This window comes from Roseomonas chloroacetimidivorans (genome assembly GCF_049629625.1).
GTDB lineage: Bacteria > Pseudomonadota > Alphaproteobacteria > Acetobacterales > Acetobacteraceae > Roseomonas > Roseomonas chloroacetimidivorans.
Map to the genome: position 1 here is coordinate 1 of NZ_JBNBZS010000009.1, position 13,157 is coordinate 13,157.

Genomic DNA, 13,157 nt, shown 5'->3' on the forward strand with positions numbered 1-13,157 from the left:
CGAGACGTCGATCCCGGCATAGTGGGTCATCTCGGTGCCTCCCTCTGCTGAGCCCCGCCTGGGCCTCCTGGAAGAACAACCGGTCATGGCAGCTCGCGCCACCAGCCGACCCGATTACGGTATCTAGCGCTCTGGCAGGGCAGGTGACCCGAAGCATTTCGCTCAGCTTCGTATCAATGACGTGTCTGGGCGAAAATTCTTCGATCGCAACTTTGGCCGCGAGGACACCCTCGCGCGCCAAGACCTCACGCCCCGGCGCATCGGCTACCAGTTCCGCAATTGCCCGTAAAAGTGCATCGGCTGCCAACGTGGCCTGCTCTTGGTCGTCGCTTGCCAAAACGGGCGAAATGGGCAGAACGGGCAGGCCCGCCGCTTGAAGCGCCAGCATCGCTGGCCCTGGCTCGGCAAGACCAATGTGGTGATCGGGCGCTGCGCGCCGCAGTGCAGCAACAGCCCCTTGTGGGCCGATGTCGATGCCCTGGAACCAGCCTCCCGCGATGCTCGGTCTGCCGAGTACGCTGAGCGTCGCCACGTCAAGTGCTGCGAGATGTTCGAATACCGGGTACAAGGCCGCTAGCAACGTATCATCTGGGCCGGCAAGGTATAGAACGCGGTAGGGAGGCATCTTTCCCTCCGTCTTGCCCAGCGATCGCTGCCCGCCATCCGAAAGCCAAGATTCCGCCTCTAAACCATGTTCGAGCTTGAGACTGGAGGTGGAAGCACCCTCAGGCACAGCACTGTCACCTCCGACCGCATCCAGGACCGGCAAACCGGCTCTGGCGCAGCGGCGCCGTAGTTCGGCGAGATCCTCAGGTGGCAGCGCGTCCGGCGCAACGAGCACGGCATCAGCTGAGCCTGCTGCCGGGTCGCCGAACGGGAAGGACGGAAGGATGGGGCGGAAGATAAAGGGGCGTGACACCGCATTGCGCGTGGCGGCGGCAAGCGGGCTAGGAAGTACGCTTTTAGGACGGTCAAGCGTGAGTATCACGCGGGGCCGCATCGGTACCGCGCGCAAGGCGCGGCGGCGGTCCAGAACTTCGCGGTATAGACGGTCATATTCGACGGCCATCGCCGCGGCGTCACGGTGCCGGCCGCTGCGCGCCTGCCAGTCCAGCACTGTGTTCCGGCGGGCACGCACTTCCCCTGGCTCGCGACGAAGCCGACGCAGCATTGCCAGCATCGCTTCCGGTTTCATCCAGCGGTCTACCAGCCATCCGCCCGGCGTCTCACTCATACGCTCAGCCAGGGCGCCCAATGCTGTCGCCATCACCGGCAGCCCGGTGGCCCAGCACTCTGTCAGCGTATGGCAGTAGGTCTCGGGCCAGAGTGGCAAGATAGCGCCGAGATGCGGCCGGATCCGGCCCACATGGGCGGCAAAGTCCGACCGGTCGTAACGCCCGTGCAGCACAAGGCCGGGCGCGGCGGCGAGAGAAGTATCAACCCCGCCCAGGACGTGGAACTCCACTTCTCGCCCACGATCAAGCGCGGCCATAGCCGCGACCAGCCCGCCACCCTTCGCAACGGATACATTGCCGGGCACGAGTACGCGGAGCCGCTCGTCCATGTTGGGTTCCGCTCCGAGCATCTCCATCCGGCCAAAGCTGCGACCATGTGGGATGACGCGGAAGTCTCGCTCAGCAAGGAAGGCGAATCGGGCCAGTAGCGTTTCCTGGGCCGCGGGGGAGGTTGTGACGAATGCGTCGCAGGCTTGCAGCGCCTCGGCCATCATCGCTTGCCAGCGTGGCGCGAAGCGGTGGCGCAGCGGCGGTACGGTATCGACGGGCCAGAGCTCTGCCGTGCAGTCTTCGTCCCCCTCCGTACAGCGGCCGCCACAAAAGCGGCCTTCTGCATCCAACAGCTTTGTCACGGGGCAGAGCGTGTAAAAGTCGTGGAAGGAGAAGACGACGGGTACGCCAAGGCGGCGGCAGGTCTCTGTGAGACCGATCCCGTGCCAAGCGATATGTCGGATATGCACGAGCTCGAAGCCGTGTCGTAAGATCAGGTCACCTACAATGCGATCATACTCGCCGGAGCGGTGTGTCGCGGGCTCGATGGATCGCTCCAGCGGATGTTCCTCTACCACCTCCGCCAATACTCCGTCCGTCCCTCGCCGTTCGGTAGGCAAGTGGCGGGAGAGGGTCAGGACCTTCCTATTGCAGCGTAGAACCCAGGGCTCGTAGCGGTCGGCCAGCGCGTCCATCAGGTCGCGGTTCGTCTGGGGCGTGCCCCCGCTCTCGGTTGAGATCACGAAGAGTACCCGCGGGCGTGGTATACTACCTTCCGCATGCACGCGCTCCAGAGCGCGACGGAGACGCCATCGGATAGTCAGAAGTGCTGGGTCCGTCTCGAATACCCGCGTCAGTGTACGGTATTCAGGATAGCGCTCAGCGAGTACGGAGCGGCCGGCTGCATTGAGCGCCGTCTTCTCCTCACCGAAAGAGGCGGAGCGCTGGTGCCAAACAAAGGTGCGGTCATCCACGACGTTCTCGAAGCCGGCCCATGCGGCCCGCATGCAGAAGTCGTTCTCCTCGCCATAGCCGCGCGGAAAGGCGGCTTCATCGAAGCAGCCGACCGCGTCTAGGCATTCCCGACGCAGATAAAGGCAAAAGCCGTGTCCCGTCGGGACGGCGGGGTAGAGGGAGAGGGAGGTGCCGCGCACCAACCGCGCCATCTCGTCCACGCTAAACCAGGGCGGCATCGGGTTGGCGGCGTTAATCTCCGGCACGGAGAAGGCACCAGCATTGTCGGAAACCGGAGTCGCAGTTCCCGTGCGCGGGCCCGAGCGCGCGGCCATGCGCAGTCCGTCAAGCCAGCCTGGGCCGACCATCGTATCCGAGTTCAGCAGCACCACGTCTTCATGTGGGGCGGTAAGGCCGATGCCGCGATTAACGGTGCGGGTGAACCCAAGGTTTTCGGGATTGCGTCGTATCTCAATGCCTGGTGTGCCCTGCCAACGCTCCAGTGTCGCCGCGACCTCCGGCTGAGGGCTGGCATCATCCAGGAGAAATAGCCGGGCAGGGCCGGTCGTGTGGTGCACGAGGCTTGCAATGCAGCGGTCTAGCTCGGCGGCCGCATTGTAGATTGGAACGATTACCGCAACGGGCACGCGGCCGTCGGCTGGCAGACGGAAGGCCACCTCGCCGCGATCCTTGCGCCAGGTCGGGAGTGAATCCAGGTCAGTCTCGCCAGGTAGCGGGCTTGCCGCATGTCGAGGGACGGCGGCGACACGGAGCGGGCCGCCCTCTGCGGGATGCAGGTTCGGCAGGGCGAAGCGGAAGCCGCCACCGCGACGGACGATCCCGTGTTGCAAAAGGTCAGAACGGGCAAGGTCTGCTTGGGCAGTACTCCAACGGACACCCTCGAGCAGCAGGTCCACCGCCTGCCGGTCCTCGGGCCGCCCACTCTCCGCAACCCAACCTGTAGCCTCCCCATTGCCGACGCGCTCAAGCTTGCCAATCATTTCGCGCCGAAGAGTCAGACTGCGCCGCCCCAGCTCCGTGCCCGAGGCCACGAGCACCAACTCACGCGGAGCGCCGTCGAAGAGGGTGGCCTTGGGATCTTTCTGTCTGAGGGCGGTGGCCAGGGCCTCGGCAGGCATGTGGAAGCCGAAAAGGGGCTTCTCCGAGCCGTCATCGAACGGAAGATCCGGGCGATGCACGTCGAGTGTGACCGGGATTGCGCACCCGTCCAGCAGGATCGACGGCTTTTGTCCGGGCGCATCGAGCACCCAACCGCTCACACCACCACGATGAGCTGCCTCGAGATTGCCCCGAGGCTGGAAGGCTGTCTTCCGTAGCGGCGCGGGCGTGACCGGCACCACGGTTTCACCGAGGAGAAGCAGGGCTTGTGAGGGAAGCTCTGTTTTAGCCGTCTCAAGCAGGACATGGAAGCCATAGCCCTCGGGCAGCTTCTCTTGTGCGGCTAGGTCCTGCCGCGGGCTAAGGCGCCTCAGCGGAATTTCGTGCCGCTCCCCTGCCCAGAGGAGGGCTAGACGCGGCGTCTCGCGCGCGAGCTGGTCTGCCGGGGCGCGCATCCAGCCCGCCATGGACAGGAACTGGTCGCGCCGGGCGAAGACCTCGATATGGCCTTGAAGCTGCATACAGTCGGTTCCGTCCAGCGTCCTTGGTGAACTCGCCGAAGAAGACCTAGGCTAGGCATCACCGGCAACGGGCTGGTATTAGTCTATAGACATTATCCTGTCCTATGGATCAGCCGCATTAATCGCAGGGGCCTGTCAACTCCGATACCGTCTCCCTGCCGGGGGTAGGGTCCTTTCCAAGGTCGGCCCCTCATGATGGTCTTCGAGTTGGGCGCCTCATCGTGTGGAGCGAGGTGCAGGAGTCTGCCTTCAGCCGATTCAACGAGGTCACCGGCACCGCCGTCACGATGGGAACACAAACCGGCGCTGCCAAGAACACCTAACGAAACTGCGTTCTGGGCGTTCTCAGGGGCATGGCGAAGCTCCTGGTTCCGGACGATCTCTGGGCGGCGATCGAGCCACTACTGCCGCGTGAGCGGCCCAAACCAAAGGGCGGTCGGCCGCGGCTGTCGGACCGGGCTGCGCTGACGGGTATTCTGTTCGTGCTGAAGTCCGGCCTGCCCTGGGAGATGCTGCCTGCCGAGATGGGCTGCGGGTCTGGGATGAGCTGCTGGCGCCGTTTGCGGGACTGGCACGAGGCCGGGGTCTGGGCCGCCTTGCACCGGCCCCTGCTGGAGCGGCTCCAGGCAGCCGGGCAGATCGACTGGCGCCGGGCAGCCCTCGACAGCTGTAGCATTGCGGCAAAAAAGGGGGGCACGGAAGTCGGGCCGAACCCGGCGGATCGCGGCAAGCCGGGCACCAAGCGCCACCTCGTCACGGACGCCCGCGGCACGTCGCTTGACCTGATGCTCAGCGGGGCCAACCGCCACGACAGCCGCATGCTGGCCCCGACCATCGATGCCGTTTCGCCCCTGTGGGGCGGGCACCGGGGCCGCCCACGCCGCAGACCGCGCAAGCTCCACGCCGACAAAGCCTACGACCACCGGCGCTGCCGCCAGGAGGGCCGTGCCCGCAGCATCACCCCGCGCCTCGCCCGGCGTGGCATCGAGCGCAGCAGCCATCTCGGCCGACACCGCTGGATTGTGGAACGCACCTTCGCCTAGCTGGCCCGCCACCGCCGCCTGAGCATCCGATACGAGCGCCGCGCCGACATCCATCTCGCCTTCACGACACTCGCCTGTGCCCTGGTCTGCCTCGGCCAGATCAGACGGTTCTGTTAGGCGCTTTTATGCGCGGCCAGCTCGAGACGCGGATGGAAAGGGCAACCCGCATACGCGACCAGCAGCAGCAGGCGCTCCACCGCCGCATACGGTCCATGGAGGTTGCGGACCAGAGCGGTTTGGAAAGAGCAGCCCAACTCGCCAACGCGACCGCCTGCATCCTGCTGCGCCTAGAAAATTCTGCGCCGACAGGAGCGGTCGGAGAACCGGTTAGCCGGGCCGGCGACGCGCGGCACCGACGAGGCGCCCGCGCGGTGGGCGTCGGCCGAACAGCAGATCTGAACCGTCGCCCGGCACAGCCTCTACAGCGTCGGAATAGGGATTAGCTGCTGCCGCTCAAAGGCAGCGATAATTCCCAGTTCTCTGACCCGCGACGGTGGCAGCGCGACGAATTCTTTCCCGTGCGTTGTCTCGAACGCCACAACGATTGGCAAAAGGCCGAACGGCATCTTGCTCTCCACGGGGAAAACAGCCGTGATCTTGGCCATGCCTGGGGGAAGCTTGCCCGTCATTGGTGTGACGTCGTGAGATCAGCAAAGCGAGGTGCTGTCTCTTTCTGGTGTTCGCTGTTGAACGGCGTGGTCTGGGTGACCCAGAAGCGGGTTGTCGCCTGGTAGTCGCTGGAGCAAGCCAGCTCAGTCCACTGCTCTTTACACCGACAGCACAGCTGCAAGCGCATTTGCCGCCCATTCCCATAAGGAAGGCTCTTCCAGCCATCGCTTTGCCAATGATGGCCGGCCAATGCGCAACGGCGTTGCCAGGCAAAGCGGGCCGCAGCTCCGAGGTAGGTGAATGCGCGTATCATAGCGCCTGCGGCTCCAGGGTTCACGTCCGCTCACGAATGCGCGATCTTACCAGCATCCTCCCGTGCGCGGCAACCCAAAAGTGAGGAGCTGGACAATGGCACTCTCAGCGCCGGTCAGGGCAACCCAATGAGGCTAGATGGCGCGAGCGGAGCCACCGCACAACACCGCTCAGGACGCAGCTTATTGGTGCCGTCGCAAAGGCTGTAGGAAATCGCGTTCAGCGTCTCCGGCACGGTGACGGTACTGCTTCAGGCGGCAAGGTCAATCATGCTCCTGGCAGGCGGTTGACCGAGGCTCTGCCAGCCATCGACCTTGCGCCTGCTGATCTGGCCGGAGGCGAGCAGCGCCTAGAACAGCATGGCTGCTGTCTCGGCCGAGAGCAGCACGGTCTGCGTCTTGATGCGGCGTGTCAATCGGCCCTTTAATCGCGGCCCGCTGTCAACGCCGGTGATGATGCGACTGCCAGGGCCAGGGTCCTTTCCGAAGTCAGAGCCTCATGATCGTGTTCGGGGTGGGCGCCTCACCGTACTGAGCGAAGTCCGAGGGTCTCGTCTTCAGCCGATTGACCGAGGTCACCAACACCACCGTCCCGGCAGGGACATCAACCGGCGCCGTCGGTCAGGCCGCGGGCCGGATCTGGGATCCTCAAGCTGCCTTCTGCTGTCCCCACTCGAAGCTGGTGCCGTCCGTCCAGATGCAGTGCAGGATGACGGCGATCTTCCTCGCGACCGCGACCTTGGCCTTCTTGGCGCCGATCCGCTTCATCAGACGGGTTCCCCAAGCCTTCAGGCTGCACCACCGCTGTGTCCTGTGTAGCAACACGCTGGCGGCTTCAAACAGATAGGCTCGTAGCAGCCGGTCGCCCCACTTCGAAATGCGGCCGTTGTAGTCCTGCTCGCCCGACTGCTTTCGCCGCGGTGTCAGGCCGACGTAGGCGCCGACACTTCCACCTGATCGGAACCGCGTCGGGTCATCGATGGTGTGGCGGAAGGTCAGGGCCGTCACGACGCCCACTCCGGGCACGCTCATCAGCCGTCGCGTGGTTTCGTCGGACTTGGCGAGAGCACGAACCTGCTTGTCGAGGATACCCTGCTGTTCATCCACCTTCTCGTGCATGGCGAGCAAGCCCGCCATGACCGGGCGCAAGTTATGCTGGTCATCGAGCAGTTGCAGCACCTGCGTCCGGAACGCCCCACCAATCGCGCGCGGGAACAACAAGCCGTTCTCCTTCAGAAGGCCCCTGACCTGATTCTCCAGGTCGCGGCGGATGGTCACCAGCCGTGCCCGGGCGACCAGGAGCGAGCGGATCGCCTGACACTCCTCACCCTTGACCCGCACCTCGCGATACCAGCCGACGCGGATCAGCTCGGCGAGGCCACGGGCGTCATTCGGATCGCTCTTGTTCATCCGGACCGAAAGCGCCGCATGCGCGTGACGTGCGCCGACGCAGACCACCGGGAGCCCAACCCGCTTCAGCTCGTACCACAGCCAACTCGCCATGGCGCCGGTCTCGAAGCCGATGCGCACCGCCTCCGGCGCACGCCTTCGGAGAACCAGCGCCAGAGCACCTGGATCGGATGGAACCTTGCCCTCGAACAGGACCTTCCCATCCCCGTCGACGACGCACAGCGCCGTCTCCCTCTGCGACACATCCAAGCCGACGTACTGGGCCATAGTGGATCCTCCTCCTGATTGCCCCTGGGCAGGCTTAGATTATCGACCCTCCCAGGTGACCGGCCGCGATTACGCAACGTATGGAATTGGGGCTCTGTCGCTGAATGCGTGCTCGTTCCGCGTTTCTTGGGGAGGCTTGCTTCCGCGGAGACGCCCACGATGCCCGACCTCGACCCTAGTGCCCTGTTGCCTCCCGGCCTGGTGGTGGATGAGGTTGAAGTGAACCCCTGGGACTGGACCGCGCGGGTCAGAACTAAGCCACGTGCGGGACCAGTTGGTTCTCGAACTCGTTGGGCGATCGGTAGCCGAGCGCGGAGTGTAGCCGTCTGGCGTTGTAGACGTCCTCGATGAACCTCGGCAAACGCTCCGCGACGTCCTGAAAGGTCTCGTAGCCGCCGATGTAGACCTCCTCGACCTTGAGCGTCTTCATGAAGCTCTCGGCCTGTGCATTGTGGTACGGGTTTCCGACGGAACTCATCGAGCCCTGGAGCCCGGCGTCCGCCAGGGCCCGGCGGTAGGTCTCGCTGGCGTACTGGCACCCGCGGTCGGTGTGGAAGATGCATCCGGCCGGAGGGTGGCGGCTCTGCACAGCCGATCTCAGGGCAGCCAGGGCCAGGGGGGTGTCGATGGTGCGCGAGATGGCATAGCCGACCACCTTGCGGCTACAGGCGTCTAGGATGGCAGCCAGGTAGCAGAACCCCGACGCGATCCGGATATAAGTAAAGTCGGCCACCCATACTCGGTTCGGCTCGGTCGGAATGACGTTCTGGTACAGGTTAGGGAAGATCGGGCTGTCATGCCTGCTGTCGGTGGTGCGCACATGGCGCCGCCGTGGCTTGATCCCCATGCCCTTCGCCCGCATCACCAGGGCGATCCGTTTATGGTTGATGAGGTGTCCCCGTCGCCTGAGTTCCTGCGTCACCCTGCGGTAGCCATAGCCGGGTAGCTCATCCTGGACGGTGCCGATGAGCTCCTCCAGTCCGCTATCCGTCAGCGCGACAGCACGCTCATGAGCTCGATAGTAGTAACTGCTGCGCGGGAGAGCGATCACTTGGCACCCCCGTCGGACGGAGCAGGCCTGGGGCCGGTGATGATCGATGAGGTCTCGCTGTCGTTCACGAGGCGCAGGCGCGGCGTTTTTTTGCCAGGTCCAGTTCCATCGTGAGCTGGCCGACCTTGCGCTCCAACGCGGCGATCCTGGCCTCGTACTCCGCAATGACCGAGGCCTCGGCCTCCTCGTTGGTGAGCTCCCCCCGGTCGTACTGGGTCAGCCAGAGCTGGAGCAGGTTCGTCGACAGGTTATGGTGTCGGGCGGCATCGCGGCGCCCAATGGCACCGCTGCGCATCTCGTGGCACAGCTGAAGCCTGAACTGCGGCGTGTGACGCCGGTAGGGGCCTCGGGATGACATGACCTTCTCCTGATCGAAGGTCCAGCCAGCGTATCAGTTCCGGGTGCCCCAGTGGTCCAACTCCAGGGGTTCACTCCAACCCCGGGTCAGTTCTCAGCGAAACTCAACACCCAGGTCTCGGGCAGGTACAGACGCCAGGCGATCGGCAGGCTGGCGTGGTCGTTGGCCACGGAAAGGCTCACCGCGACCTGGCAGTTGTCCTGCTTGCCCAGCTGCCCGCAGTACTGCCGGGCCACTTCCACCGAGTGCTGGCCTTGCTTGGGAAAGCCGGTGTCGTCCACGATCCAGTAGGCGACCGGCCCGTGCCGCTCGATGGCGGGCAGCACCGTCTCGCGCACGGCCGCGAGCAGGGCCGCGTCGTCCCAGGCCGCCTTGGCCACCACGTGGTGCATCGACTGGTGCGCCGCCTGCACCCGGCCCGGCTCGATCCGCGCCGCCATGGGCTCCACGCTCTTGCGCGCCCCCGGCAGCAGAAGACCCATGCAGTAGGCCCGCGCCGGCTCAACCCGGCCCGCGTGGCCCAAAACCGACACAATCTCGTCCAGATACGCCGCGAACCGATCCTCGCCCGTCCGCAGCCGACTTGCATCTCCGTCCACCATGCCCAGCATATAGGAGCGTTAAGTGACACAGTAAGACTAGGTGTTGAAGTCGGACCAGCCAAGCGAATGTGCGCTCTACCGCAGCACGAGCAAGGGACCAGCCAAGGCGGCGCGAGCGGAGGCACGTGGCCGCCCACCCTGTGACGTCGGCTGGCTCCATGGCAGTAGTGGCTCAGCTGTCACCCAGAAGCCATCAGGAGCCAGAAGCTCCAGGCCCGCCTCGACAGCCCAGCCCTAGCTGTGTCCCTGCTTTGCAGTCTAGGCGCCTGTTGAACCTCACGGGTTTGACTGCTTCGCCTAGGGTTTTCCCTGAACCGATCTATAGGGAAATCGAGGCCAAATGCATGACATCGCCCGAGGCTAACGCGGACACAGTATGCATACCTGGGTCACACTCATGGAAATCCCTGTTCTTTACCCTGTTGGTAGGGAATAGGGAGGATGAGCTCGCAGCCGCACATTTCTCACGTAGACCTATCTCAATGCGTCCGCAGGTCGCTGGTTCAAGTGCGGCATCGGCGGCGCGCTCACGGCGCCCACGGCGTTGGCCGATCATCTGCACGGCGTGCTCTGCGCGCTGTCCCCGGCACGGGTGGTCACGACGGGACCTTGATGGGCGGCTATGCCGCGCTGCTCTTCGGGCATCTCCTGGGCACGGACGCGGTCTTCGTCATGTTGCCCTAGACAGTCTCGACCGCCGCGGGCCCCACATGCGGCCCGAGGGCTTCTCGGCCCAGCCGCATTCCGACCTGGCGTCACTTTAAGAACGAACTCTTGACCCTCCGGGGCTACAGGGCGCCTCGAATTTGAAGTAGAGGCAGATCATGCACCGCGTCGAAAATTTGCTGTGGGTCGGCGGCTTCGTCCTTGTCGCCACGGTGCTCGTGCGGGCCACCACGATCTGGCTTCAGAAAAGAACCTCTTTCCGAACGAAAGGCTCGTCCACCTCCGATGGAGTTCTCGATTCGGACACTCATGACGAATTCGAGGGTGGGGGCGCGCCGTCCATGAATCACTACAGCGATTTCGCGTCACTGCTGCAGCACTACGTCCTGCCCTTGGCGCGGGCCCATCCCGGCTGGGAGCGGGTCGACGGCGCCTACGACGTTCCCGGACGGACGATGGCCTGGTTCACCTGGAACGGCACCCGCTACGCCCTGAATGGTGAAACGCAGTTTGCTCCTTTGCTGAAGGCGCAGGAGTGGATGCAGACGCATCCGGGCGAGGACCCGCTGCTAGTTCGGCCTGGCCCTGGCCCCACGGGGCGCCTCGCGCTCCGGAGCGAGATCGGGTGGAAGGATGCGAAGGCCGTCCGGATCGAAACGGACTGAACCGCCAAATGACCGTTCCGCCCCTCATATCCGGCGATCCGATTGCCGGGGCCGGCCAGTAGATTCACCCGGGCCCAGTACCTCTGACATAGTCGGCCTCTTCACAGGAGATCTCATGCGCCTGCTGGCCCTAGATGGCGCGCTGGCGCGCGCTTCAGCAGCCTTCTGGGTGGACGGGGCCGTGCTGGCCGAGGCCCATCGTGACGGCCCGCGTGGCCAGCCCGCCGCCCTGCCCGAACTGGCCGCCGAGGTGCTCGCGGCAGCGAAAGTCGCGCCCGACGCGGTCGCTGTCACGATCGGTCCGGGCGGCTTCACCGGCCTGCGCGCCGCCATCGCCCTGGCCCGAGGCTTGGCGGATGGCTGGGGCGTTCCTTGCTACGGCGTGACCACCGGCCAGGCGCTCGCGGCGGCCCTGCCGCCCTGGCAGGCGGAAGGCCGCATGATCTGGTCCGTCACAGTCGCCGGTCGGGGCGGGCTGGTGCTCGAATGTTCAGGCGCTCCACCGGTGCTTCTCGACGAGGCTGCCCTGCCGCAGCCTCCCGGCCCTGTGGTTCTCGTGGGCGATGCAGCACCGCTGGCGGCTGCGCGGCTCCTTGCCCGCGGGGCGGATGCACTACTCTCGGAGACCCGCCTGCCCGAGGCCGGTGCTGTCGCCACCGCGGCCGCCCTGGCGTTGTCCGCCGGCCAGGTGCGGGAGGCCGCGCCGCTCTATGCCGAGCCCCTGGCCCTGCGCCCCACGGCCGGCCTGGCATGAGCGGCGACCCGGCGGCCGCCTCGCTCCGCCCGGTCCTCCCGGCCGATGTGCCGGACCTTGTCGCGCTGCATGCCCGCGCCTTCCCGCCCCCCGAGCGGTGGGGGTCGACCGCAATCAAGGCGATGCTGGCCCTGGAGGGTGCCTTCGGCTTCCGGGCCGCGCCGGGCGCCCAGGGCTTCATCCTGGCGCGCGCTGTGGCGGAGGAGGCCGAGATCCTGACGCTGGCCGTCGATCCGGACTGCCGCAGGCTGCGCCTCGGCAGACGACTCCTCTCCGCCGCCCTGGCCGAAGCGAAGCGCTGCGGCGCAGCCTGCCTATTTCTCGAGGTTTCCGAAGCCAATGTCGCGGCACGAGCCCTCTACGCCGCCGCTGGAGCGGAGGAGGTCGGCCGCCGCCGACGCTATTACGCCGATGGCACGGACGCTCTGGTCCTGCGAATCATCCCCCCTTCCTGATCCGAAGCCGGATGATGCCATCCGGCCCCTCCTCCATCCCCAGCACGGCATGCCCCTGCTCGGCAGCGGTACGCGGCACGTTGCGGCGCGGCTCCTCGCCCCGTAGCAGTACAAGGAGAACCTCCCCAGCAGCCATCCGGTCGAGCGCAAGACGGGTGCGGACGAAGGTCATCGGGCAAGTCTCACGCGTGATGTCGAGACGGGAAGTCTCCCCGCTGAGACTTTCGCGCTGCACCGCGTCTATTTCTTCTTGCATCCGAACATTAACCCTTTTCTTCACTGTCCTTCATCGGACAAAAGATGTAGATCAATTGCGAATCGGAGGCATCACCAGCCTCCAGTACTGACCGAGCGTTATCGAGGAGACCGGCATGCCGGAGAGCGCGACCACCAGTCGGGAAAACGCCGAGGGGAGCGTGCTGGGGCTGACCGCGCAGATCGTGGCGGCCCATGTCTCGAACAACCCCGTGCCGCTGAACGAGCTCTCCAGCCTTATCGAGAACGTGCACCGCACCCTTTCCGGCCTGGGCCGTCCGGTCGAGGTTCCACCGCCCGCGCGGCCCGAGCCCGCGGTGCCCGTGAAGAAGAGCATCACGCCCGAGTATCTTGTCTGTCTCGAGGACGGCAAGAAGCTGAAGATGCTGAAGCGCCACCTCAAGACCGCCTACAACATGACGCCCGAACAGTATCGGGAGCGTTGGGGCCTGCCACCTGACTATCCGATGGTGGCTCCCAACTACGCCGAACACCGCTCCTCCCTCGCAAAGAAGATCGGTCTGGGCACCCGCCCGCGCTCCCGCCGGGGCGGGCGCGGCAGTAAGGATTAGTATCGACCTGGGGGCCAAATCCGCGCTTCCGGGTCATGGT

General features: G+C 65.4%; 10 protein-coding genes and 3 pseudogenes. 5 read left to right on the forward strand and 8 right to left on the reverse strand.

Going from position 1 to position 13,157, the window contains the following annotated elements:
- Nucleotides 1-4,099: glycosyltransferase (locus ACO1BU_RS07295; RefSeq protein WP_424135258.1), on the reverse strand; the 4,099-nt coding region annotated here is incomplete at its 3' end.
- A gap of 353 nt (nucleotides 4,100-4,452) precedes the next feature.
- On the opposite strand from ACO1BU_RS07295, the pseudogene ACO1BU_RS07300 reads away from it, so the two are divergent.
- Nucleotides 4,453-5,259, forward strand: a pseudogene (locus ACO1BU_RS07300) (IS5 family transposase).
- A gap of 302 nt (nucleotides 5,260-5,561) precedes the next feature.
- Here ACO1BU_RS07300 and ACO1BU_RS07305 read toward each other — a convergent pair.
- The 6 genes and pseudogenes from ACO1BU_RS07305 to ACO1BU_RS07330 form a co-directional block, all read right to left on the reverse strand.
- Complete coding sequence (locus ACO1BU_RS07305) at nucleotides 5,562-5,747, reverse strand: hypothetical protein (RefSeq protein WP_424135259.1); 186 nt, start codon at nucleotides 5,745-5,747, stop codon at nucleotides 5,562-5,564.
- A 566-nt stretch (nucleotides 5,748-6,313) separates the two neighbouring features.
- A pseudogene (locus ACO1BU_RS07310) lies at nucleotides 6,314-6,493 on the reverse strand (IS256 family transposase); the annotation flags it as partial.
- A 217-nt stretch (nucleotides 6,494-6,710) separates the two neighbouring features.
- Nucleotides 6,711-7,739 carry an IS110 family RNA-guided transposase gene (locus ACO1BU_RS07315; protein ID WP_424135260.1) on the reverse strand — a complete coding sequence of 343 codons (1,029 nt, stop codon included), beginning with the start codon at nucleotides 7,737-7,739 and terminating at the stop codon, nucleotides 6,711-6,713.
- Between the two features lie 253 nt (nucleotides 7,740-7,992).
- Nucleotides 7,993-8,955 (reverse strand): IS3 family transposase, encoded by a 963-nt coding sequence (locus ACO1BU_RS07320; protein ID WP_424135261.1) that lies wholly within the window; start codon nucleotides 8,953-8,955, stop codon nucleotides 7,993-7,995.
- Nucleotides 8,855-9,148 carry a transposase gene (locus ACO1BU_RS07325; RefSeq protein WP_424135262.1) on the reverse strand — a complete coding sequence of 98 codons (294 nt, stop codon included), beginning with the start codon at nucleotides 9,146-9,148 and terminating at the stop codon, nucleotides 8,855-8,857. Before ACO1BU_RS07325 ends, ACO1BU_RS07320 begins: the two co-directional genes overlap by 101 nt.
- A gap of 110 nt (nucleotides 9,149-9,258) precedes the next feature.
- A pseudogene (locus tag ACO1BU_RS07330) lies at nucleotides 9,259-9,750 on the reverse strand (IS701 family transposase); the annotation flags it as partial.
- A gap of 1,007 nt (nucleotides 9,751-10,757) precedes the next feature.
- Here ACO1BU_RS07330 and ACO1BU_RS07335 point away from each other — a divergent pair.
- The 3 genes from ACO1BU_RS07335 (at nucleotide 10,758) to ACO1BU_RS07345 (ending at nucleotide 12,290) form a co-directional block, all read left to right on the forward strand.
- Nucleotides 10,758-11,081 carry a hypothetical protein gene (locus ACO1BU_RS07335; protein ID WP_424135263.1) on the forward strand — a complete coding sequence of 108 codons (324 nt, stop codon included), beginning with the start codon at nucleotides 10,758-10,760 and terminating at the stop codon, nucleotides 11,079-11,081.
- Nucleotides 11,082-11,196: 115 nt separating this feature from the next.
- Nucleotides 11,197-11,835: a tRNA (adenosine(37)-N6)-threonylcarbamoyltransferase complex dimerization subunit type 1 TsaB gene (gene tsaB / locus ACO1BU_RS07340; protein ID WP_424135264.1), complete on the forward strand. Its 639-nt coding sequence runs from the start codon at nucleotides 11,197-11,199 to the stop codon at nucleotides 11,833-11,835.
- Complete coding sequence (locus ACO1BU_RS07345; protein WP_424135265.1) at nucleotides 11,832-12,290, forward strand: GNAT family N-acetyltransferase; 459 nt, start codon at nucleotides 11,832-11,834, stop codon at nucleotides 12,288-12,290. The genes tsaB and ACO1BU_RS07345 overlap by 4 nt, the downstream gene beginning before the upstream one ends.
- Here ACO1BU_RS07345 and ACO1BU_RS07350 read toward each other — a convergent pair.
- Complete coding sequence (locus tag ACO1BU_RS07350) at nucleotides 12,274-12,546, reverse strand: sulfurtransferase TusA family protein (protein ID WP_424135266.1); 273 nt, start codon at nucleotides 12,544-12,546, stop codon at nucleotides 12,274-12,276. The two genes, ACO1BU_RS07345 and ACO1BU_RS07350, sit on opposite strands and share 17 nt — an antisense overlap.
- A gap of 115 nt (nucleotides 12,547-12,661) precedes the next feature.
- Here ACO1BU_RS07350 and ACO1BU_RS07355 point away from each other — a divergent pair, with 115 nt between their 5' ends.
- Nucleotides 12,662-13,117 carry a Ros/MucR family transcriptional regulator gene (locus ACO1BU_RS07355; protein ID WP_424135267.1) on the forward strand — a complete coding sequence of 152 codons (456 nt, stop codon included), beginning with the start codon at nucleotides 12,662-12,664 and terminating at the stop codon, nucleotides 13,115-13,117.
- The last annotated feature ends 40 nt before the right edge of the window (nucleotides 13,118-13,157 follow it).